General features: G+C 61.9%; 18 protein-coding genes. 6 read left to right on the forward strand and 12 right to left on the reverse strand.

All coding sequences use genetic code 11. The features are described 5' to 3' along the window. Positions 1–4: 4 nt before the first annotated feature. On the reverse strand, positions 5–922 hold the full coding sequence (locus tag HJC04_RS22165; RefSeq protein ID WP_210632126.1) for an AraC family transcriptional regulator: 918 nt from the start codon (positions 920–922) through the stop codon (positions 5–7). A gap of 96 nt (positions 923–1,018) precedes the next feature. Between HJC04_RS22165 and HJC04_RS22170 the strand changes: the two genes are divergently transcribed. Next, positions 1,019–1,768 (forward strand): SDR family oxidoreductase, encoded by a 750-nt coding sequence (locus HJC04_RS22170; RefSeq protein WP_221147114.1) that lies wholly within the window; start codon positions 1,019–1,021, stop codon positions 1,766–1,768. A gap of 10 nt (positions 1,769–1,778) precedes the next feature. Here HJC04_RS22170 and fhuB read toward each other — a convergent pair whose 3' ends face one another. Genes fhuB through HJC04_RS22185 form a run of 3 tightly spaced genes read right to left on the reverse strand, consistent with a single transcriptional unit; the run spans position 1,779 to position 5,097 of the window. Further along, complete coding sequence (fhuB, locus tag HJC04_RS22175; RefSeq protein WP_221147115.1) at positions 1,779–3,743, reverse strand: Fe(3+)-hydroxamate ABC transporter permease FhuB; 1,965 nt, start codon at positions 3,741–3,743, stop codon at positions 1,779–1,781. Beyond that, positions 3,743–4,573 (reverse strand): iron-siderophore ABC transporter substrate-binding protein, encoded by an 831-nt coding sequence (locus tag HJC04_RS22180; protein WP_221147119.1) that lies wholly within the window; start codon positions 4,571–4,573, stop codon positions 3,743–3,745. The genes fhuB and HJC04_RS22180 overlap by 1 nt, the downstream gene beginning before the upstream one ends. A gap of 32 nt (positions 4,574–4,605) precedes the next feature. After that, positions 4,606–5,097, reverse strand: coding sequence for a GNAT family N-acetyltransferase (locus tag HJC04_RS22185; RefSeq protein ID WP_221147120.1), 492 nt, complete (start codon positions 5,095–5,097; stop codon positions 4,606–4,608). A gap of 164 nt (positions 5,098–5,261) precedes the next feature. Here HJC04_RS22185 and HJC04_RS22190 point away from each other — a divergent pair, with 164 nt between their 5' ends. Continuing rightward, positions 5,262–5,918 carry a sigma-70 family RNA polymerase sigma factor gene (locus tag HJC04_RS22190; protein WP_221147121.1) on the forward strand — a complete coding sequence of 219 codons (657 nt, stop codon included), beginning with the start codon at positions 5,262–5,264 and terminating at the stop codon, positions 5,916–5,918. On the opposite strand, the gene HJC04_RS22195 is transcribed toward HJC04_RS22190, so the two are convergent. Genes HJC04_RS22195 through HJC04_RS22205 form a run of 3 tightly spaced genes read right to left on the reverse strand, consistent with a single transcriptional unit; the run spans position 5,809 to position 9,411 of the window. Then, on the reverse strand, positions 5,809–6,996 hold the full coding sequence (locus tag HJC04_RS22195) for a PLP-dependent transferase (RefSeq protein ID WP_210632131.1): 1,188 nt from the start codon (positions 6,994–6,996) through the stop codon (positions 5,809–5,811). The two genes, HJC04_RS22190 and HJC04_RS22195, sit on opposite strands and share 110 nt — an antisense overlap. Positions 6,997–7,006: 10 nt before the next feature. Further along, a complete protein-coding gene (locus HJC04_RS22200) occupies positions 7,007–8,425 on the reverse strand; it encodes an MATE family efflux transporter (protein WP_210632132.1) in 1,419 nt (472 codons plus the stop codon). Then, a complete protein-coding gene (locus HJC04_RS22205) occupies positions 8,422–9,411 on the reverse strand; it encodes a GNAT family N-acetyltransferase (protein ID WP_210632190.1) in 990 nt (329 codons plus the stop codon). Before HJC04_RS22205 ends, HJC04_RS22200 begins: the two co-directional genes overlap by 4 nt. 194 nt (positions 9,412–9,605) lie before the next feature. Here HJC04_RS22205 and HJC04_RS22210 point away from each other — a divergent pair, with 194 nt between their 5' ends. From HJC04_RS22210 to HJC04_RS22220, 3 genes are read left to right on the forward strand one after another with little or no spacing between them, the layout of a single operon-like run. Beyond that, positions 9,606–9,824: an MbtH family NRPS accessory protein gene (locus HJC04_RS22210; protein WP_221147124.1), complete on the forward strand. Its 219-nt coding sequence runs from the start codon at positions 9,606–9,608 to the stop codon at positions 9,822–9,824. 18 nt (positions 9,825–9,842) lie between these two features. Next, the gene (locus HJC04_RS22215) at positions 9,843–13,835 is read left to right on the forward strand and encodes a non-ribosomal peptide synthetase (RefSeq protein ID WP_221147125.1); all 3,993 of its coding nucleotides are present in this window, start codon (positions 9,843–9,845) and stop codon (positions 13,833–13,835) included. Beyond that, positions 13,832–15,190 (forward strand): lysine N(6)-hydroxylase/L-ornithine N(5)-oxygenase family protein, encoded by a 1,359-nt coding sequence (locus tag HJC04_RS22220; protein WP_221147126.1) that lies wholly within the window; start codon positions 13,832–13,834, stop codon positions 15,188–15,190. Before HJC04_RS22215 ends, HJC04_RS22220 begins: the two co-directional genes overlap by 4 nt. Here the strand turns inward: HJC04_RS22220 and HJC04_RS22225 are convergent. The 4 genes from HJC04_RS22225 to HJC04_RS22240 all read right to left on the reverse strand — a co-directional run bounded on the left by HJC04_RS22225 (position 15,163) and on the right by HJC04_RS22240 (position 19,023). Then, on the reverse strand, positions 15,163–15,882 hold the full coding sequence (locus tag HJC04_RS22225) for a 4'-phosphopantetheinyl transferase superfamily protein (RefSeq protein WP_221147127.1): 720 nt from the start codon (positions 15,880–15,882) through the stop codon (positions 15,163–15,165). The genes HJC04_RS22220 and HJC04_RS22225 overlap by 28 nt on opposite strands. 70 nt (positions 15,883–15,952) lie before the next feature. Beyond that, positions 15,953–16,750: an ABC transporter ATP-binding protein gene (locus tag HJC04_RS22230; protein ID WP_221147129.1), complete on the reverse strand. Its 798-nt coding sequence runs from the start codon at positions 16,748–16,750 to the stop codon at positions 15,953–15,955. Positions 16,751–16,760: 10 nt separating this feature from the next. Continuing rightward, positions 16,761–17,654, reverse strand: a complete 894-nt coding sequence (gene ntrB, locus HJC04_RS22235; protein WP_221147130.1) for a nitrate ABC transporter permease — start codon at positions 17,652–17,654, stop codon at positions 16,761–16,763. Positions 17,655–17,709: 55 nt separating this feature from the next. Beyond that, a complete protein-coding gene (locus HJC04_RS22240; protein ID WP_221147131.1) occupies positions 17,710–19,023 on the reverse strand; it encodes a CmpA/NrtA family ABC transporter substrate-binding protein in 1,314 nt (437 codons plus the stop codon). Between the two features lie 519 nt (positions 19,024–19,542). On the opposite strand from HJC04_RS22240, the gene HJC04_RS22245 reads away from it, so the two are divergent. Beyond that, positions 19,543–21,306, forward strand: a complete 1,764-nt coding sequence (locus tag HJC04_RS22245; protein WP_221147132.1) for a bifunctional diguanylate cyclase/phosphodiesterase — start codon at positions 19,543–19,545, stop codon at positions 21,304–21,306. A gap of 116 nt (positions 21,307–21,422) precedes the next feature. On the opposite strand, the gene HJC04_RS22250 is transcribed toward HJC04_RS22245, so the two are convergent. Further along, on the reverse strand, positions 21,423–23,078 hold the full coding sequence (locus tag HJC04_RS22250) for an alpha-keto acid decarboxylase family protein (protein ID WP_221147133.1): 1,656 nt from the start codon (positions 23,076–23,078) through the stop codon (positions 21,423–21,425). Positions 23,079–23,094 lie beyond the last annotated feature (16 nt).

The following is a 23,094-nucleotide window of genomic DNA, read 5'->3' on the forward strand; positions in this document are numbered from 1 at the left end:
AGAATTATGCGGCGGCATTTGACATGGTCTTTGCCTGCTCGGCATATCGTGACGGCGGCAACCCGACAAAGCGCGTGAATGCCGTGCTGAACGCGCTCGCGGAGCCATAGCCGACGCGCTCGGCGATCTCCTGAATTCCGATATCCTCCTGCCTCAGCAGATTTCTGGCGAGCGCCATGCGCCACGATATGAGATATTCCATTGGCGCCATGCCCACAGTGCGACGGAAGCGATTGAAAAACGCCGACCGCGACAGGGCCGCCTCGCCGGCGAGCTGTTCCACCGTCCATTCCCTGGATGGATCTTCATGCAGCCGACGGATAGCCAGGGCGAGGCGTGTATCGCTCAGGCCCCGCAGAATTCCAAGCGGCGCCTTCTCCCCGAAATTCGAACGCAGCGCCTCGACAAGCAAGACTTCCAACAGGCGCGCCAGGATCATGTTCTTTCCCGGCCGCTCGGCGCGGGCTTCGTCGGTGACGAGCTGGACGATCGCCGACAGTCTGCTGTCGCCGCGGATGTGGATGATCCGCGGCAGCAGGGAAACCAGCAACGCTGCATCCGGCGAGCCGAAGGCGAAGTGGCCGACAAGCAAGCGTGCATTCACAGCCCCTTCGGGATCGCCGTGACGGGTTTCTTCAGGAAGCATCGTGACGGTAAAGGGATCAATGCCGGGCGATAATCCGTCGTCCAGGCTCGACATCGTGAAGGCATGGGCGGCCGGGATCAGGATGAAGTCGCCTTCTAGGAGTGTGACTTGCTCGTCCTCCGCGCTCAACCTTGAAGAACCTTCCAGCACGACGCAATAGAAAGGCTGACCCGTCTCCTGGCGCTCGACGCGCCACGTCCCTGCGCCGCTGACGAGCTTTGAATGGCGCGCCGCTGGCTGCAGCAGCGTGACCATATCGGCCAGCGGGTCGCTCATTGATACTCCTGATAATGAAACAAGGACGATGCATGATAGTAAGTGCCGCGTTCGCCGTCTACATCTGTTGCTGGCAGATGGATAGGAGACAAAAATATGAAGACCGTTCTTGTTACCGGATGCTCGTCGGGGTTCGGGCTGGAAATTGCCAGGTTCTTTCTTGCGCAGGGCTGGAAGGTGATCGCCACCATGCGAACGCCTCGCCAAGACCTTCTGCCGCCTTCGGACCAACTCACGATCATTGCGCTCGATGTCACAAGCCCTGAAAGCATCCGTGCTGCGGTTGAGGCCGCCGGGCCTGTGGATGTGCTGGTAAACAATGCCGGCATCGGTTTGCTCAACGCGCTTGAGGGAACGCAGATCGAGATCGCCCGCGAAATTTTCGAGACGAACACCCTTGGAACGATCGCGATGACCCAGGCGATTCTGCCGCAGATGCGGGAGCGCCAGGAAGGCGTTATCGTCAACGTCACGTCAAGCGTGACGCTCAAGCCGCTTCCGCTCCTCTCGGTCTATACGGCGAGCAAAGCCGCGGTGAACGCGTTCACCGAATCTGTCGCGCTCGAGCTTGAGGCTTTCAATGTGCGTGTGAGGATCGTGCTTCCGGGGCGCGCGCCGGAGACTCGGTTCGGCGATACGGCGCGCGCACGGATTCAACAACAGGGCGGCTTCCCGCACGCCTATTCGTCGGTCGTCGCAGAGGTGTTCGCATCATGGGAGCAACACTCGGTGACCGCCCTGACACAGCCCGTCGACGTCGTCGAGGCTGTATGGCGCGCTGCGACCGATCCTTCCTCTCCATTGCGCATCCCTGCAGGGGCCGACGCCGAAGCATTGGCGGGATGAATGCGGCTTCTCAAGGCCGCCGGCGCAGCACGATCAGCAGCATCGGCGCCCCGACCAGGGCCGAGATCAAGCCGGCCGGCACCTGATAGGGGAAGGCGATCATTCGGCCGGCCCAGTCGGCGATGACGAGCAGGGTCGCGCCGATGAGGGCGGAGGCGAGGAGCTGGACCGAGGGGCGGCGAAAGCCGAGGCCGTGGGCGAGGTGCGGCGCCATCAGCCCGACGAAGCTCAAGGGGCCGACGACCAGCGTCGCGGCTGCCGTCATGATCGCAGAGAGCCCGAACAGGGCCGCGCGCGTGGGGACGATCCTGAGGCCGAGTTCGCTCGCCGCTTCCGGCCCGAGTTGCAGCAGCGCAAGCCACCGGCTGGCGAGAAAGGCGGCGACGAGGCAGGCCGGCGCAATCGACAGGGCGCTTGCGGCAGCCGCATTGTCGACGAAATAGGTCGAGCCCGCCATCCAGCGGATGAGCGCGAGGCCGCGGGGATCGCCGCTCGCGGCAAGGACGCCGATCCCGGCATCGAGCATTGCGCCGAAGGCGATGCCGGCGAGCAGAACGCGGTTCGGGCCGAAGCCGGAACCGGCGCTCAGGAGGAAGATCAGCAAAAGCACGGCGAGCGCTCCGCCGCCGGCAAAGGCAAGCTGGACCGTCAGCCCCGGCGCAGAAACGGCGAAGAGGGCGGCGGCGACGCCGAGGGTCGCTCCGGCCGATACGCCGAGCACCTCGGGACTTGCCATTTCGTTTCCGGTCAGCCGCTGCAGAATGAGGCCGGTCACGCCGAGCACCGTTCCGGCGCCGAATGCCGCGGCGACGCGCGGCAGGCGAAGGGGAAGGATGTCGTCCCATGAGGCGGCCGGCAGCCAGGCCCAGTCTCCGTCGGGTGCCCGGCCGAAGAAGATCGCGGCGATCGCCAATGCGACGATCGAGGCCAACAGCAGGACAAGGGGAGCCCCTTTGCTGCCGACCGCGAGCCGTGGCGAGGCGATGCCGGGCAGTGCGCGCGAGGCGGTGGCGAGGCGTGGGAGCAGAGCGATCAGGATCGGCCCGCCGAGCAGTGCCGTCACCGCGCCCGTCGGCACGAAATCACCGGGAGCCAGAAGCTTGATGGTCTCGTCCGTCATGAGGAGAAGGCCGGCGCCTGCGACCGGCGACCAGATCAATTGGCTGAGGATGCGCCTTGCACCGGCCATCCGGACGATCTGCGGGGCGGCCAACCCGACGAAGCCGATGACGCCGACGGCGCTGGTGACGAGGGCGCTCAGCGCAATCGCGATCGCCAGGACGAAGCCCCGCGCCCATTTGATCCGCAGGCCGAGGCTGGTCGCGCCGGCATCGCCGAGCTGGCTCAGCGCCAGCGGCCGGGTAGCGAGAAGGGCAAGGGCGGCGAGCAGCGCCACTTTCGGCAGCAGCGATAGCGGGATCGCCCAGCTTTGCTGCGAGAGCGAGCCGGCGCCCCAGATGAAGATCCCCGAGAGATATTGATCGTTCATCAGAATGAGGATGGCCGCCGCCGCTCCGCACCAGAGGCCGATGATCATGCCCGACAGGATGAGGGAAAAGGGCGAGAAGCCGTGCCGGGCGCTGATCGAAAAGATCGCGAGGGCAGCAGCCGCACTTCCGCCGAGCGCGACCGCGTCGCGGCCCCATCCCGCCAGTGAGGGAAAGGCGAGCATGACGGATACCAGCGCCAGATTGGCGCCGGCCGAGACGCCGAGTGTCGTCGGCGAGGCCAGCGGATTGCGCAGCACCTGCTGCAGAATCGTTCCCGAAAGTGCAAGGGCGGCTCCCGTGATCAGTGCCGTCGCCATGCGAGGCAGCGTGGAATAGAGAAGCAACAGGTGCTGGGCGTCGTAACCGCCTGTCGTCTCGAGATGCGGCAGCGCCGGCAGGAGATCGAGGGCGGCGAGGCTGAGGCCTGAAAACAGCAATAGCGTCGCAAGTGCCGGCGCGCCGAAGCGGGAATATTGAGGCTTCATCAGGCGGCAGTCTCCAGAACATCGACCATCAGGGTCGAAAAGCGCAGCGCCTCCTGGACCATTCCAAACATCAGGACGCCTGGAACGACCGAGATTCGCTGGCGCTGGACGAAGGGAAGGCCTGTCCAGAGCGGGCTTTCGGAAAGCCGGGTCAGGACATCGGGTGGAAACAGCGGCGACACGACGACGAGGTGCACGTCGTCACCGAGTTCGGCGAGCTGCTCCAGGCCGATCGTCTGAAATCCCCAGTAGCTGGCCTCTCCCTTCCAGGCGTTCTCAACGCCGATGCGTCTCATGGCGCCGCCATAGAGCCCGGGGCCGCCATAGATGCGCGCATGCCTCTGGTCGATAAAGTTGATGACCGCCACAGGAGGCGCGGACAGGCTCTTCGCCGTCTCGCGCAACCGCTCGAATGTAGCATCGGCGCGGGCGAGAAACGCCTCCGCCTGCCTCTTTCGCCCGATCATGGCGCCGAGACGTCGCGTCTCGGCGTAGGAACGGTCGAGCGCATCGCCGTTCGCGGCATAGACGGTGAAGGTCGCGACCGGTGCGATGCGGGAGAGTTTTTCATCCAGCGCTGCCAGGAAGGGCGTGCTGAGGATGAGCGATGGCCGGAGGCTGGTAAGGACTTCGAGATTGATCTCGGACGTTGTGCCGATATCGACGACGCCTTGCGGCATGGCCGGCTCGACGACCCATTCCGACCAGTTCCTGAGCGAGGCGATCGCACGCGGCACGCTGCCGAGCGCCAGCATCGTCGATGCCAGTCCGTAATCGAGCGACACGACGCCGCCGTCGCCGGCGCGCGCCGTGTCGGGCGCGCTCGTCATTGCCAGCGCGCCCAGAAGAAAGTCCCGTCGTTTCAAAGCGCGGTCTCGCTCGGCTGATTTCCGACGAGCGGCTTGACCATGAAGAGGCACGGATGGTCCTCGTGCCAGAGCTTGTCAAACACCTCCGCCCTGACGAAGCCGTTCCGGTCATAGAAGCGGCGCGTCGCCTCGAATTGCGGCTCGTTGCGGCCGCGCGGCGCGAGCGTCTTGACGGTCAGCAGCCGGGCGCCCGATTGATGGGCGAAGCGTTCGGCCGCATCGACAAGATGTCGTCCGCCGCCGCGGCCGCGATATTCCGGCCGCGTCGCGATCAGCGCGATCTCGACTGCGCCTGGCAGGTGCGGCTTCAGCGCGATCATGGCGGTGACGACATCCGCCTCGATATAGCCGAACACCGGCAGATCTTCGACCGCCTCTGCGCTTGCTTCGATGACCTCGGGTTCGGAAAACCAATCGGGCAAGGCTCCCATGATCGACCGGCAGAGCTCCGCCTTGCCCGTCAGGATCTCAACTGTTCGTCCCATTTTTTTCTCGTCTCCGGCCGATCGATTTAAACTTGACTCGCGTTATCATCTTAAATTAGACACTGCAATCACATCGTGTGCATTTGCTCAAAAAGGAACACCGCGACCGAACCGACCAGCAACCACAGAGCCTGATTTTCCATTTGTAAAAAGGGTACAGGGTAATGCGATCATCGCATCGTGATGTGAACGGAAATGCGGTTGTCAATGCGATGATCGAAAACAAGGATAAACTCCTGAAAACGATAGAAAGTGTTGTTAAATCAAAGTCATATTCCGAGGATATATTTCAGGATGGCGTCATCAAAGCTTACGGAGTGAACGTCGAAGGCATTCGTTGCCCAATCGGTTACGCATTCCGGATGGTCTATAACCTCGCCCTGGACGAGAGCCGTCGCCGACGCCAGCAGTTGAACAACTATAGGTCGATAGACCAGGTGCAGGAAATCACCGCACCGATCCCCACCGTGCTCGACCAGCTCGTTGCCGCAGAGACCCTGCGTGACGTGCTTGCTTCGCTCGAGGCGCTGCCGAAGCGCACCAACGACGCCTTCATCCGCCACCGCCTGAACGGCGTGCCGCAGAAGGATATCGCGGCCGAACTCGGCGTCTCGAGGACGCTTGTCAATTTCATGATCAAGGCGGCGGAGCAGCATTGCCATTCGGCGATCACTGAACCCGCCCGCCCCGATCATGAACCTCGCCGGGATACTACCGCCGTGCGGCGTGCAGCGCCTGCTGCAAATCGCTCCACAGCAGTTCCGGTTCTTCCAGTCCAACGGCGAAGCGAACCGTCTGCTCGCTCACGCCGAACCGGATGAATGTGGTCATCCGGTCGGGGATTTGCAGCGCGACCTTGGCGGGGACCACGAGCGTTTCCGGTCCTCCCCAGCTGACGCCGAGACGGATCTCGCGAAGCGCGTTGACGAAGCGCCCGACATCGATGTCGGGCGTGAGGTCGAAGGCGAAGAGCCCGGCATAACCCGACAGCGTCGCCCGGCCGGGATGGTCCTGAAAGGCCGGGTGGCGAACGTCGGCAATGTCGGGATGCTGTTTCAGCCGGTCGGCGAGCAGAAGCCCGCTGCGCTCATGCTCCTTGAGACGGACGCGCAGCGTGCGCATGCCGCGCAGCAGGAGCCATGCCTCGAAGGGCGAGAGTTTTGCGCCGACATAGGGATAGGAGGCCGAGTTGATCCTGGCGATCGCCTCCTTCGTGCCGACGACGACGCCGGCAACCGTATCGCTGTGGCCGCCGAGATATTTCGAGGCGGCGTGAATGACGATATCGACGCCGTGCTGGATCGGCTTCTGGAAGAGCGGCGTTGCCCAGGAGTTGTCGATGATCGTGGTGACTCCAGCCTCCTTCGCCATGGCAGACAGCGCCACGATGTCCTGAAGCTCGAAGACGAAGGAGGAGGGGTTTTCGAGATAGAGCAGCTTGGCGCCCGGCAGCGCCTTGCGCACCTCGTCATGGTCGGAAGGATCGACGAAATCCACTGTGACGCCGAGCCTTCCGAGCAGCTTCACGAGAAGGCGATAGACGTCATTATAGAGGTGGCGGACGGCAACGACCCGGTCGCCCGCTTCCACGAGGCTCAGAATAGTCGCGGTGATGGCGGCCGTTCCGCTGGAAAAGGCGCGCCCATCCTCCGCGCCTTCGAGGCGGGCGACCAAGAGCTCGAATTCGCGGACGGTAGGATTGTCGCCGCGCGAATAGATGAAGTTGCGCGCCCGGCCGGCGAAGACATCCTCCATCGCCTCGTAGCTGTCATAGGTGAAGAGCGAGGTCTGGAAGATTGGCGGCGATACGGCGTTGAAGGCGGCCGGATCGACGGGGGTGAAGAGATCGTCGGCGGCCGCATGGGCGCCAAGGTCGCGCGGGCTGAAGGACTGGTTCATGATGATCCTTTCATGGACAAAAGCTGGGAGGGGGACGGATAGCGCTCAGAGGTTCGGCCGAGCGCTGCCGGAGTGCGCCGATCGACCTTGCCAGGCAGAAGCATGACAGCAGGCCCGTGAGCGCCGAGGCCAGAAACATGGCTGCGAGCAGACCCGAAAAACCGAAGAAGGGCGGCAGGAGAGCAAGCAGCGGAAAGAGAAGATATCCGTTCTGCGCCAGGCCGAGGGCAAGGGCGGCTTTCGGCCTGCCCTGCGCCTGGAAGAGGATCAGCACGGTCTGCCGGATGCCAAACAGCAGGAAGGGCAGGTGGGCCGCGACGATCGCCTGGCCTGCGATCGACACCACGGGCGCATCGTCGGTGAAGAATGAGGCGAGGTGTTCGGAAAAGATGATCGCCGCCAGTCCGTAGACGCCGCCGACCGCGCTCGTGACGGCGGTCAGCATCCGGGCTGACGAGAGCACCCGTGATATATCCCCGCGGCCCCAGGCAAAACTCAGGATGGCCTGCGCGCCGAGCGAAATACCGATGACGGGAAGTGCGCCGACCGCAAGCAGCCGCAGGGCGATCCCGACTCCGGCAATGCCGTCCTCGCCATGATAGATGCCGGCCACCGACAGCATCGCGGCGATTGCGCCGGCCGTCGCAAGGCTCGTCAGCGTCGTCGGCGCGCCCACGGCAAGCACCGGCCTGAGATGCCTGAGATCGCCGAACCGCCTACCGAATGTCAGTCGGATCGTGCCGAGCCGTCTCGCGTGATAGGCGCCGTAGATGGAGAGCGCCACGAGTTGGGAGAGGATGGTTGCCATTGCCACCCCCTGCAGGCCGAGGCCGAAGCCGAAGATCATGATCGGGTCGAGGATGATGTTCAGCGCGAAGCAGGCAACCAGCGTCCACATGCTGAAGCGGGCATTGCCCTCGGCGATCGCCAGGAAGTCGAGAATGATCTGCCCCATCGTCAGCGGGATCGAGACTGCGATGATGAGGAGATAATGCTGCGCAAGCGGCTCGATGGCGGGTGTGGCGCCGAACAGCAGGAAAGATGGGAATGCGACGATGGCGACCGCGCTTGCCACGCCGAAGGCGATGCCGGCGGCAAGGCTGATCGAGGCAAGCGTGCTCGCCCGCGACCGGTTTCCGGCGCCGAGCGCCCGGCCGACCTCGGTTGCCACACCGACGCCGATGCCTTCGCCGAAGGCGGCGACAAGCATCAGGATCGGCAGCACGATCATGATCGCGGCGATCTGGTCTTCGCCGATCATGCCGACGAACACCATGTTGATGGTGTGATGCGCGGCATTGATCGACAGGCCGAACATGGCTGGCAGGCCGAGGCGCAGCAGCAGCCGGAAAAGCTGCGGGCTGGCAAGATCTTCCGGGGCAAGCCGGCGTTTGCGCAGGCTGCCGCTCATCTCGCTCATGTCGTTCATGATGCGGGCACCCAGAGATGATCACCGAAGAAGCGCTCGCGGGTCAGCATGACGAGAAGCGCCCGCTTGTGCGGAAAATCGAAATGCTTGACCTTGGCAAAGCCTGAGCGGTCGAGATTGCGGATTTGCTGCTCGTGGCTGGCGCGCGGCTCGCCGACGATGCGCTTGGTGCGGGGATCGTCGAGGAAGATGAAATGCATCAGCGAGGGAAGCCAGGCGCTGATCCATTTCTTGCCGCGATAATCGGGCTCGCCGATCGCCACATGCCATCCGCGATCGTAATCGTCGGCATCGTAATAGGGGCCGAGTCTGTTTTCCTTGGCCCAGTAGACCTCGAAATAGCCGAAGGGAATATCGGCGAAACTGCCGATCAGCGGCAGGATATGCGGATCGGCGATCCTCTCCTCCAGGATCTTCCGGTGCTTGTCGATCGAGCCCGCATCCTCCCAGATCGTGTTAACCTGCTCGTCGTTCATCCAGCGATGGAAGACCGCAAGATCGGTTTCGGGATCGGCCACCCTGAAGCTGATATCCCGCTCCAGCCAGGGGATGAAGCGCTGGTAGACCGTGTCCTTCGGCTTTGCCGGCCGGCGCGGATGATAGCGACCTGCCGTCATCTCCTGCACGGGCGGCAGCGGATAGGACATCTGCGGCAGCCACGGGGAGGGCCATTGCCAGAGGATCGCGGAATCGAGCCGTCCGTCGATGCCTGCGATGTGCCGGGGAAGGCTCGCCTGATGGCCTTCGAAAGCGACCGATTTGATCGAGCGGTCTTGCGCCGTCACCGCCTCGGCGGCCGCCATGAGAAGCTCCGCCGATTGCACGGGATTTCCCTCGTAGAAGGTCAGCAAGGCGATGCCGGCTTCGGCTTCGACTGTGAGTTCGTGATTGCCGTGTGCGGTGTGGAGATGGACGATATTGGGGGCAAGCCTGACATAGCTGCGCGCCTGCAGAACCCGCCTTTGCTTGGCGGCATCGAAATCCATGATGTTCTCCTTGATCGGCAGGGCTTTTGATGCTGCGAGCATGAAGCCCGCTCCTGCGCCGATTTGATAGAATGACGATCCATCCCCAGGCAGATTTAGGGGTAAACGAAGAAAAAAATTCTCAGCAATTTTCTAAACTCCGGCAGGGGGGATCCGTCATTTGCGCATGACGTCAATCTTTGCAGGAGCTTCGAATGGACAATCTTGAGCCCCGCGACGATCTCTGGATCGTCGTCATCGACACCGAGCGACATTACTCGGTCTGGCCGCAGGACAAGCGGATTCCGGTGAGCTGGCAGGCCGCGGGTTTTGCCGGTTCGCGCGAGGAGTGCCTCGCCCATATCCGCGAAATCTGGACCGATCCTCGCCCGCTCTCGCTGCGTTCGGCGATGGCCGCCGATGCGCGTCTCTGAAAAGGTCTGGATGGCAAGATGAACAAGCAGATTACCAATTTCGCCGATGCCCGCCCGACCGACGCTGTGGATACCGTCTTCGAGAGCTTTCCGCTGACGATCGCGCAGAAGCGCATCTGGTCGCTGGAGCAGATCGGCAATTACACGGTCTTTCCCGACCAGATCATCGGCTTGCGGCTGGGTGCCGCAATCGACGTCGAGACGATTGCCGGAGCCTGCCGTGCGCTCGTGGCTGAGAACCCGTCGCTTGCCACCCGCTTCCGTCGGCTGGCGGGCGGCCGCATCGAGCAGTATCGCGGCGCATCGAACGCCGTGCCGATGGAAATTCTCGGCAAGGAAGGAGCCGCTCTTTCCGAGGCTGAAGCCTTGGCCGCGCGAAAAGCCTTTCGCGACAGACGCTTCGATCTGCTGGACGGGCCGGGGGCGCGCATTCAGATCATCCTGCTTGCCGATGGGCAATCAATGCTGACGATCGTGCTGCATCCGATCGTCTCAGACGACCGCGAAAAATCCGTGCTTGCCGCTTCGCTGGCGCGCATCCTCGACGGCGCGCCGGCCGGCGACGTGCAGCCGGCGGAAGTTTCGACCGGAACGCGGGAGGAAGAATGGCTGGAGACGGATGAGGCGCGGGAAGCGTTTGCCTATTGGTGCGAGACGATCGGTCTCGACTATGCGGCCTCGGCCTTTCCCACCCGTTTCAACAGCGGCGGGCTTGCGGGCGTGGCGCGCGCTGAGCATCGGTTTGCGATTGAGCCCAACCTCTGGGCCAAGCTCGAACGGCATGCACAGGGCAAGGGATACCAGATCGAGCGCGTGCTTCACGCCGCCTTCTGCGCGCTGCTGGCGCGCTACAGCGGCAACTATGCCTTGCTGACCGGGCTGCTGATCGCGCGGCCCCGCACGGAACATTTCGCCAGCCGCGGCCGCGCCGAACAGGTCCTTCCCCTCGTCCTGCCGCTCGCCTCCCGGCATTCCCTCGACCACGTTGTTGCGACCATCTCCAAGGTGACGGAGGAAGGGCTTCTCCGGCTCGTGCCGTTGGAGCGCATCACGCAGGAATTGGTGGTCGACGAAGCGGCCGCCCAGGAAGCCGTGGTCAAGGCGCTGTTCGAATTCCGCGAGCCCTATCCCGTGCCGAGAGATGCGAAAAATTTGGAACCGTCAGGCGCGCGCGCCGACAGCGAGCTTTCCCTGGTGGTCGAGGCGCGTCTGGAAGGCGGCGCATTCGGGCTGATCGACTATGCCCAGGATCTTTACGACGGTGCCGTGATCGCCCGTGTCGCCAAGCATTTCCGCCTGGTGCTCGAACAGATCGTCGCGCAGCCGGATCTCCGGATCAAGGATATCGAACTCGTCGGCAGCGAAGAGCTCGACTGGTTGTCCGCCCCCTACGAGGATGATGTCGTCAACGACGATCGGCCGGTGCACGAACTGATCTCAACCCATTCGCGCCGGACGCCTGAAAAGACCGCGATCGTCTATGGTGACGAGGAGTGGAGCCATGGCTGGCTGGAGGCGAGCACCAATCGCCTCGGGCATCGGCTGCGGCAGTTCGGCGTTCGCGCCGAGGTGACGGTCGCGATCTTCATCAAGCGTTCGCCGGAGGCGATCGTCGGCATTCTCGCCACGCTGAAGGCAGGCGGCGCTTATATCCCGGTCGAGCCCGACCATCCGCCGGTCCGCAACCATCACATCCTGCGAGACGGCGGCGTCAAGATCGTCCTGACCCACAGCTGGCTGCGCCATCGCCTGCCGGACGAACTCGATGCGATTATCCTCGAACTCGACAAGCTTGATCTCGAAGGCGAGCCGGAGACGCCGCTCTACGTTCCCACGCATAAGGATCAGCTCGCCTATGTCATGTACACCTCGGGATCGACCGGATTGCCGAAGGGTGTGGCCGTCGAGCACGGCCCACTGACGCATCATTTGCAGAATACCTCGCGTGTCTACGGCATGAGCTCGGAGTCCCGCGAACTGCCATTCCTGCCCTTCAGCTCGGACGGCGGCCATGAGCGCTGGATGAACCCGCTGATGGAAGGCGGCAGCATCATTCTTCCCGACCAGCCGCTCTGGACACCGGAAGAGACGCTGACGGCGATGCGCAAGCATGGCGCCAACAATGCGAGCATCCCGACAACCTATTTGCAGCAGCTGGTGGAATGGGCCGACATTACCGACGGCGCGCCGCCGATGCGGCTTTACTCCTTCGGCGGCGAAGGGCTGGCGCAATCGACCTTCGATCTCCTGTCGCGGGCGTTGAAATCGGAATGGCTGATCAACGGCTACGGTCCGACGGAAACCATCATGACGCCGATGGTCTGGAAGGTGAGGGCCGGCACCAAGTTCCAGGGCGTCTACGCCCCGCTCGGCCGCGCCGTTGGGCTCCGGCGCGTCTATGTGCTCGACCCCGACCTCAATCCGTGCCCGATCGGCGTGACCGGCGAGCTTTATATCGGTGGTGAGGGCATTGCGCGCGGCTATCTCGGCAAGCCGGATACGACGGCGGACCGCTTCATCCCCGATCCGTTTTCGATAGAGGGCGGCCGGCTTTACCGCTCCGGCGACCTGACGCGCTGGCGCGAGGACGGAACCGTCGAATTCGTCGGCCGCGTCGACCATCAGGTGAAGTTGCGTGGATACCGCATCGAGCTCGGCGAGATCGAAGCGGCGCTGCTGCAGCAGCCCGGCGTCGGCGAAGCCCTGGTCGTGCTGCGTGATCACGATGCCGGCGGCGAAAAGGCCCTCGTTGCTTATGTCGTTCCCAAAAAGGACGAGAGGCTTGATGTCGAGACGGTCCGCGCCGGCCTCGAACGCAGTCTGCCATCCTACATGGTGCCGGCGGCCGTGGTCGAACTGGAAAAGATGCCGACCAATCCGAACAGCAAGCTCGACCGCTTCGCGCTGCCCGCACCCCAGCCGGTCAAGCGTGCCATCGTCGAGCCGGCGACCGCGCTCGAAGAAGAGGTGCTGGATGTCTGGCGCCAGGTTCTCAAGCTGGAAGCGATCAGCGTCGAGGATAATTTCTTCGCGATCGGCGGCAATTCGCTGGGCGCGATCCGCATCCTGTCGCAGCTGCGGCAGCGCCGGCCGAAGATCCCGCTCACCGTCGCCGATATCTTCAACAACCCGACCATTCGCGCCTTTGCCGGCGTGATGGAGCAGGGGGAAGAGCGGGATCTTTCCGAGGTGATCGTGCTGCGGGCATCGGGCGCCAAGCCACGGCTCTATTGCTTCCCCGGACTTCTCGTCAGCACCCGCGAATATGTGAAGCTCGTCGATTATCTCGGCGCCGACCAGCCGGCGACCGGCTTCATTTGCCATTCGCTGTCCGAGAAGAAGGAAGTCGGCGCGCCTGTCGAAGAGATCATCGAGAGCTATGTCGACTATATCAGGAAGCACAGCTGCGGCGCGCCCTGCACTTTCCTCGGCTGGTCCTGGGGCGGGCTTCTGGCTTATGAGGCTGCCCGCACGCTTGCCAACGAGGTCGATGTGCGGATGATGGCGATGGTCGATGTTTGCGACCTCGGATCGGAATTTGCGATCGGCGCCAAGCCGCGTTTCCGGCCGGGCGAACGCGACGCGCTTCACCGGGACGTGCAGGCATGGCTGCAAAAGACGGCGATGCGGCCGGAATGGGACCGGCTGCTGTCGACGATGGATGCCGACACCTACGAGCAGTTCCTGCGCTTCGTCGGCGACGAGAAGGACCCGCTTCCCACAGACGGGCCCGATATCAGCAGCCGCGAGCATACGTTCTGGGTGCTGATCGACAATGCCCTGATCTTCCGCAAGCACCGGCTCGTTCCCCATGACGTGCCGATCTATCCCTGGGCAGCCGACGACAGCCTCAACCGCGGCCTCAACCTGATCGATTGGCGCCGCCTGTCGCCGCGCGCGCACCCGGCCGAGATCATCACCGGCACCAACCACCTGCACATGATCGGGTCGCCCGCCTTCCACTCAAGGCTTGCCCTGCGTCTCAAGGAAACAGAGAAGGATAACGCATGACGGTCGCTTTTACCCGCAGGGATGCCCTCAACGAGCCGCTCGATCTTGCCGGTATCGGCATCGGTCCCTCCAATCTGAGCCTTGCCTGCCTGCTGGAATCCGTGCCCGAGGTCCGCAGCCGCTTCTTCGAGCGGCGCGGCGCCTTCGACTGGCATCCCGGCATGATGATGCCCGGTGTCGAGTTGCAGTCCTCCTTCCTGAAGGACCTCGTCACCCCGGTCCTTCCGACCAGCCGCTGGTCCTTTATCTCCTATCTGGTCGCCCATAAGAGGCTCTACGCCTTCCTGAACGCCAATTACAACGCCGTTCCCCGGCAGGAATTCGCACGTTATCTCGCCTGGGTCGCTAAGGGCGTGGAAGGCTTGCGCTTTTCGAGCGAGATCCGCGACGTCGAATACCGCGACGACCGCTTCGTCCTGCGCTTCGATGACGGCCAGGAGGAAGCGCGCAACCTGGTGATCGGCACGGGCTCTTCGCCCTTCGTGCCCGATTGGGCAAAACCCTTCCTGGGTGCGGATTGCTTCCATAACAGCGAGGCGAAATCGCGTCTCGGCAATCTCGGCGCTTCCCGCATCGTCGTGGTCGGCGGCGGCCAGAGCGGCGGCGAGGTGGTCGATGCGCTGCTTGGCGATCCCGGTTCGATCATGGAACTGACCTGGATCAGCCGGCGCCATAATTTCGAGCCGATCAACGATACGCCGTTCTCAAACCAGGTCTTCTCGCCGGAATATGTGCAGGCCTATCTGAAGCTCGGCGCCGAGCAGAAGCAGGCAGCTCTGACGAACTCGATCCTGACCAGCGACGGCCTGTCGATTTCGACGATCCACTCGATTTACCGCCGCCTCTACGCGCTGCGTTACCTCGAGCTGAGCGCGCTCAATGCATCCCTGTCGCCGAACCGCGATGTGATCCAGATGGAGCGAAACGGCAATGCCTATCGGCTCATCGTCCGAAACCATTTCGACGGCGGCATAGAAGTGCTGCATGCCGATGCCGTCGTACTGGCGACCGGCTACAGGTTCCGGTTGCCGGACGCGCTCGGCTCGCTCAGCGAAAGGATAAGCCTCGACAGAAATGGTTATCCCACGCTGAACGACGATTACACCATGCAGTGGACGGGCCCGAGGACCAACCGGCTGTTCGCGCAGAATGCCGGCCGGTACTCGCACGGCATCGCCGACTCGCAGCTGAGCCTCATGGCCTGGCGCAGCGCCGCCATCGTCAACGCGCTTCTCGGCCGGCAGCATTTCGATGCCGAACCAGACAATGCACAGTTGATCTGGGCGACGCAGCCCGCTTCCGCCATGCCACATCAGCTGCGGGCCGGCTATTCGGACGGTATGCTGTCGTCCTGAAACTTATGGACGCGGACATCGGGGAAACCGGATTGAGAGCGGACAGCCAGCGCGATGACGTGCTGACTGCCGCCCACAATCAGGCGATGATGCCATCGCCGGTCGACAGTGCCGGCCTCTGCCGCGACAGGAGTGCCATCCACCCAGGAAAAGGTGATGTTGCGAGGATCTTCACCGAGCCCCACTCCCAGCGCCTTGAGGTGGCTCTCCTTGAGCGCCCAAAGCGCAACGGCCGCGCGCGGACGTTCACGCGTGGGCAGATCATCCAGCCAGCGTCGCTCGTCGGCGCTGCAGTAGGTTTCCAGCGCTGCCTCCTCGATCTCGGTGTCGGCGGGCTCACAATCTATTCCGACGCACTTGCTACCTGACGCGACGGCGACCGCGACTAGCCCGTCAGTATTGGCGAGGCTGAATTGTGGTGCATCACGCCGGTCGAGTGTCAGCCTGCCGTGCTTGTCGGCCAGCAGCACAACCTCGCCCGGCGGAATACCGGCATGCGCGCTCAACATTCGCCGCAAGAGATACCGGCCGGCGATGAACGAGGTCCGATCCCGGCCGAACCGATAAGCTGCGGCGCGATCCAGCTCATTCGATGAAAGCGACGGCCTCCAGCGCTTCCCGTCGCCTTCGTTCTGCGGATATTGCCAAAGCACGACATCGATGGCGGCCGGTTGATTGTCAAATTGCTGCATGAGGCCAGTATGCGTACCGCTGCCCGATTGGCAATCGGGCAGCGGTTTAGGCCGGCAATCGCCGCAGTGTCTATTCCGCGGCCTCGATGAAGCGATGGCGCTCGTAGAGGAACTTCAGCACGGCCTCACGGCATTTGAGGTACGTCCGATCGGAGGCAAGTTCGATGCGATTGCGGGGACGAGCTATTGTTACATCAAGCACTTCGCCGATGCGGGCCGCCGGACCATTGGTCATCATCACGATGCGGTCGGACAGCAGCACCGCTTCATCGACATCATGAGTGATCATCACCATCGTATTGCCGAGCCGGCTATGGATCTCCATCACCGCATCTTGAAGATGGGCGCGGGTCAAGGCGTCGAGGGCGCCGAACGGCTCATCGAGCAGCAGGATTTTCGGCTCCATCGAAAGGGCGCGGGCAATGCCAACGCGCTGTTTCATGCCTCCAGATATTTCCGAAGGCCGCTTGTCGCTCGCATGCGCCATCTGCACGAGATCGAGATTGGCCATCACCCAGTCATGCCGCTCGGCCTTGGTCTTTGTTCTGCCGAAGACCTTGGAGACGGCGAGATTAACGTTCTCGTAGACCGTCAGCCAGGGCAGCAGCGAGTGGTTCTGGAAGACGACGGCGCGTTCCGGGCCCGGTTCGTTGACCTCGCGGTTTTCAAGGAGCACCGCGCCTGTGGAAACCGGGGTCAGGCCGGCAATGAGATTGAGCAGGGTGGACTTGCCGCAGCCCGAATGGCCGATGATCGAGACGAACTCGCCCTCTGATATCGTCAGGTTGATGTCCTTCAAGACCTCGGCGCGCACGCCGCCACGGTCGAAATGCTTGTCGATACGATCGAGCTTCAAATAGGCGTCCATAACGTGCTCCTCAATTGGCCATAGCGCCACGGGTGATGAGTTTGCCGAGCGCGGCCACCAGCTTGTCGAGGGCAAAGCCGACGATGCCGATATAGGCGAGGGCGACGATGATGTCTGGAAGGCGCGAGGAGTTCCATGCGTCCCAGATGAAGAAGCCGATGCCGACGCCGCCGGTCAGCATTTCCGCCGCGACGATGGCAAGCCAGGAAAGGCCGACGCCGATCCTGAGGCCGGTGAAGATGTAAGGGGCTGCCGAAGGCAACATGATCTTCCAGAAAAACTCGAGCTGGTTGAGGCGCAGCACTTCGGCGACGTTGCGGTAATCCTGTGGAATGTTGCGGACGCCTACGGCGGTGTTGATGATGACAGGCCAGATCGAGGTGATGAAGATGACGAAGATCGCCGAAGGATTGGAATCCTGGAAGGCTGCGAGGGACAGCGGCAGCCAGGCGAGCGGCGGGACCGTGCGCAGCACCTGGAAGATCGGATCGAGGCCGCGCATCGCCCAGATCGACTGGCCGATGATCGCACCGACAATGACGCCGGCGACCGCGGCAAGCCCGAATCCATAAGCGACGCGCTGCAGCGAGACAAGCACGCGCCAGCCGAGCCCGATATCCTGGGAGCCGTAGTTGAAGAAGGGATAGGCGATCAGGTCATAGCTCTCCTGCCAGACCTGATGCGGCGAGGGTAAAGACGCGTCGGTCGAGGAGCACAGTACCTGCCAGACGAGCAGGATGAGCGCCAGCACGACGGTTGGCGGAACGACGTTCCGCAGTGCGATCAGCCCCGCATGACGAAAGTCGATCCGCGGTGCATGTTTGCCGGAAAACGGCAGGACCCTTGCCGCCGGTTTGATGGGGGCGATGTTCGAAGGATTGTGTTGATTCGCCAGGGCGGGCATCGCGCGTTCCTCACGAGAAAAGGGGCCGGCGCGCTTGTGGCGCGCCGGAGCGGGGTCAGGAGACGACCTTGATCGACAGGCTGTCGAGATAAGCGGCGGGACTTTCGGGATCGAAGACCTTGCCGTCGAAGAAGGTCTCCTTGCCGCGGGAAGACGAGGCGGGGATGTCGGCGGCAGCGACGCCGAGATCCTTGGCGGCCTCGCGCCAGATGTCCTCGCGGTTCACCTGGTTGACCAGCGCCTTGATGTCGGTGCTTGCCGGCAGGTTCCCCCAGCGGATGTTTTCGGTCATGAACCAGGTGTCGTGGCTCTTGAACGGATAGGAGGCGCCGTCTTTCCAGAACTTCATGTAGAGGTCGGTGGCCTTGACCTCGCGGCCGTTGCCATAATTGATGTCGCCCTTGAGCCGGCCGAGCACGTCCTTCGTCGGAACATTGAACCACTGACGCTTGCCGAGAATGTCGGCCATCTCTGCCTTGTTGTCCATGCTGTCGCACCATTGCTGGGCTTCCATGACGGCCATCAGCAGGGCCTTTGCCGCATTGGGGTTCTTTTCGATCCACTCGGCGCGCAGACCCAGCGCCTTTTCAGGGTGGCCCTTCCAGAGCTCACCGGTGGTGGCCGCGGTGAAGCCGATGCCCTGGTTGACGAGCTGTTCGTTCCACGGCTCGCCCACGCAGAAGACGTCCATGTTGCCGACCTTCATATTGGCCACCATCTGCGGCGGTGGAACGACGATGGTCGAGACGTCCTTGTTCGGATCGATGCCGCCGGCGGCGAGCCAGTAGCGGATCCAGAGGTCGTGGGTTCCGCCCGGGAAGGTCATAGCGGCCTTGATCTCCTTGCCTTCGGCCTTCTTCTTCTCGAAGGCGGCTTTCAGCTTCGAGGCATCGAGCTGCACGCCGGTTTCGGCATATTCCTTGGCGACCGAAATGCCCTGGCTGTCGAGATTGAGCCGGGCAAGGACCGCCATCGGCACCGGCTTGTTGTTCTGTGTCACCTTGCCGGTATGCATGAGATAGGGGAGCGGCGAGAGGATATGAGCGCCATCGATGCCGTTGGCTGCGCCACCCAGCACCAGATTGTCTCTGGTCGCACCCCATGACGCCTGTTTGGCGACGTCAGTTTCCGGGAGCCCATATTTTTCGAACAGGCCTTTTTCCTTGGCGATGATCAGCGGCGCGGAATCGGTCAGCGCGATGAATCCGAGCTTCACACCTTTTACTTCGGGGCCGGTCCCGGCCGCAAAGGCGCCGGAGGGAAAGGCAGTCTTGACTGCGCCGATGAGGGCGGCCGCTGCAGTCGTCTTGAGCATGCTCCGGCGGGTGATGCCGGTTGTCGAAATCCCAGTCGTCGAAATCTTCTTCATCTGCAGGTTCCCCTCTGCTTGGTGAATTCGGACGCAAAAAAACGCCGCCGGAGTTTGCGTTCGGGGGATGGGAAATCCCCGACAGCAAAGACCTTGCGACGCCGTTGTCTGATGCGGGCGCTTATGCTGCGCCCATCCGCTCGGTCGCCGTTGACCGGGCGAGGAAGAACCTGCAACCGGCGTGCCAGTTCGAGGTAAAGTCGGTAATGGGTTGAATAAAAAGAAAGAATCCGTGATTTGAAATATGGTTATTTATTGTGCAATATTGAAATATGATTATGATTTGTGCGCTACGATGGCGGCCGCATTCGCGAGAGCGCTATATTTGTGCAGCGCACACGGCCGCAGCACCCTGACAGGTATAAAAATGGGCGCGGGTGAAGCGTGGCAGCGAACAGCGCGATTGGAGCCGTCCTCTCGTTCTCAGAGGTGGGCGGATTATGACACAGCCGTGCCACGGCCAACTGGGACTTTCGCCTCCGTTGTCTGCCCCTCGATTAGCACTCTTTAAAATATTCAATGCGACATTCGGGCGGAGGAAACAGCGAGATCGCCTTGAGCAATAAACAATCCAGAACAAACGTCGAGCTTGAGAACCTGCTTCGCCAGCTTGGTCTGGCCCTTGAGGCGTCCGGGATCGGAATCTGGCAGCACAACATCGCAAAAAATCAGACGCGTTGGGACGAGCAGCTCAAGCTGATTTATGGCGTTCCGAAGGCACCTTTCGACGTTATCTGGCTCGACAGCGTCCACCCCGACGATCTGGCGCCGACCAATGAAGTATTTCTGCGCGCCATCGAAACCAAATCGGATTATGCATCCGAATTTCGCATCATACGGCCGGATGGAGCGATCCGCCATCTGCGCTCGCGCGCTCGCTACTTCGTCGATGCGGCCGGTGACCCCTGCTTTGTCGGCGCCGAATGGGATGTGACCGACGACGTTCTCCTCAACAAGGAGCTGGAGAGGAGCCGGGCGGAAGCTCGGTTTGCCGCCGATCACGATCACCTCACCGGTCTCTTGAACCGGCGTAGTTTCGATTTCGCCCTGTCCGAGCTTGCCAGGCAGGAGGGCGTCAAGGTTGCGCTTCTCCATATAGACGTGGACCATTTCAAGGAGATCAATGATCGCTTCGGGCATGCGGTCGGCGACCTCGTTCTGTGTCATGTCAGCGAGATTCTTCTGGAGGCCATTTCCGCAGATGACGTCGCAGCGCGCCTCGGCGGCGATGAGTTCGCAGTCATCGTCACTGAAGACGAGCCCGACAGGACGAGGGCGGTGCTCGATCATATTCAGCGACGCCTGGAAAGCCCGCTTCCTGGTGTCGACCAGGCACTCAGCGTCCGGTGTTCCATTGGCGTTGCCAGCGCCATGAGCGGAGACTTTGCCAAGCTGCTCTCCCAGTCGGACCTGGCTTTGTACCACGCCAAGCGGAATGGCCGGAATCGCGCCGAGATTTTTACCGACGAGATGGCTTCGAGGCTGGCGAACGAAAGGCAGCTCGTCCAGGATCTGCGATCCGGATTGGCGCTCGGCCAGATCCGTCCATTTTACCAGGTGCAGGTCGACGCCAGGTCTTTCCGGGTAAACGGCGTCGAAGCTCTGGCGAGATGGCACCATCCGACGAGAGGAATTCTCGCTCCGGCGCATTTCCTGCCTCTCGCCTCGTCGAACGGATTGGTCGCAGAGCTTGACGATGTCATCCTGAGAGCCGTCCTATTGGATATGAGATCCTCGGCCTCGCTGCTCGAGCGCGTTCGGCTGTCGATCAACCTCTCCGCCGAGCGTCTCGATGATCCCGAATTGACAACGAAACTCGGCGGCTATGACATCCCGCCCGGCCGATTGAGCTTCGAGCTGATAGAGACGATATTCCTGGACAGCCTGAGCGATCGGGTGCGCCAGAACATCCAGGCCATCAAGTCCTTCGGTATCGACATTGAGATCGACGATCTCGGATCGGGGCATGCCTCCTTGCTGGGCCTGCTCGAGCTCAGACCGGACCGCGTCAAGATCGATCGCCAGCTTGTGATGCCGATCCTGCAATCCGTTCCCAGCCGCCGGCTTGTCAGTTCGCTGGTCGACATAGCGCGCGCGCTTGACATGGAGGTGATTGCGGAAGGCGTGGAAACCTTCGAGCATGCCAAAGTGCTCGCCGATCTTGGCGTCCACACTCTCCAGGGTTATGCTTTTGGACGGCCGCAGTCGTTTGCCGATCTGGCGGCGCGACTGGAGCAGGAGGCACTGGAGTTCGGGCAACCGGATGTCGTGCGTGCGCGTTGATGAAGAGAACTCGGCGGCCTCACCATTTTCTCCCCGTCAACCTACTGTTTTCCGTCGGAATTGCGTAGAATACAGCAGGCTAGAGCGGTTATGCGGGTCGTTAAAGCTGAATCGCTCTACCTTGCTTTCCAGTTCGCATTGTCGGGGATCGACCGCTGAGGCACGACGACCTGGATGATGGACGGGCTGTTCAGGTTTTCTTTGGCGCCGTTTATGGCGCTCTGCAATTCGCCATAAGTATCCACTTTCCAGCCTTGGCAGCCAAAGACCTCCGCCAACTTGCTGTAATTCCATCGGTGCAGAATGCATGAATTGTAGAACGGCTTATTGCCGTGGAAAACCGATGCATCGGCAAGCCACTGCTCCACGCCATAGATGCCGTTGTCCATCACGAAGACGATCGGGTTTAGATTGAAACGGGTTTGAGTCGAGAGGCATTGAGCGGTCATCTGAAACCCGCCATCCCCCGCAAAGACCAGCAGTCTCTGTTTATCTTGCTTCGCCAGCGAAACCCCGGTCGCGGCCGGGCCGATATAACCGATCGCCGAATAAGATGATTGGACGATGAAACCGCGGCGAGCACCCACTTCAAGAAGCAGGCTCCCGAAGTAATTCAAACTGGCGTCGGCACCAACGATCGTATTATCGTCGATCTGCTGCTGAATGAAATCGTAGAAGCCCTGATAGGTGATTTCGGCTGCCGGATTCACGACCGGCGCTTGCCGGGCCGCTTTGGCCGGAAGAGTTTGGGCTTTGCACGTCAGCCTTTTGTCGATCAAGCCGTTGACGAGATCCGCCAGCGAAACCTGTGCGTTGAAGATCGTGCCGTATTTTACCGTATCCCAAGAGGCGAATGCGGTTTTATCAAGATCGATAGGCCAGTCCAAATCGTTGATATCAGTCAACCAGACGCCCAGCGCCAATACGACGTCGGCGTCTTTGACCAAGGACTGGACATAGGGTGACGACGATTTGCCATCAAACACCCCGGCAAATTGGAGATCGTCTTCCGAAAGGATGGCCTTGCTCAAAAGCTCGGTCACGTAGGGAATTTTGAGGTCCCGAATGAGCCGCTCCGCCTGGTCGTGAAGGCCAAACCGGTCGATCTCGACGCCGATCCAGATCAGGGGTTTGGTGGCATTCTGCAATCTTTCGCTGATTTGCGCGATCGACTGATTGAGACTGTCCTCGTCGGATATGACGGGCGCCGCCTTCAATGCATTCGACGGGCGCGCGCATTCCAGGTCGACCATATCCTCCAGCAACTCGATGTAGACCGGACGTCTTTCCGTGATGCACTGTGTCAGCGCATAATCTATGAGCATTGGCGCAAGATGAGGGCTGTCGATGCGGACGGTAGCGGCGGTTATGTATTCGAACACCTGAAGATCCGTTTCCCGTCCGCTGATGAAGTGATGCGAACTGTAGCCGGTTTGTTCGAATGTCAGCGTTTTCTGGATGCTTGGCGCACCGTTGATCAGAACGACCGGCACTTTCTCGACGTAAGATCCGGCGATCGCATTTGTCGCGCAAAGCGAGCCTGCGGAATAGGTAACACACAGCGCGCCAATTCCTTTCAGTCTCGCATAGCCGTCGGCCGCATAACCGGCATTCAGTTCGTTCACCTCTTCGATGACCTGAATACCGCTTTTTTCGACATAGCTGTTTACCCATTCGATCGAATAATCGCCCGCTACGGAAAACAGGTGTCCCAGGCCCAGTTCGCCAAGTCTGTCGACCAGATATTGTCCAACCGTGTATGTATCGCCCATGGTCCAACGGCTCCCC

This window comes from Rhizobium sp. NLR8a (assembly GCF_019685235.1).
Taxonomy (GTDB): domain Bacteria; phylum Pseudomonadota; class Alphaproteobacteria; order Rhizobiales; family Rhizobiaceae; genus Rhizobium.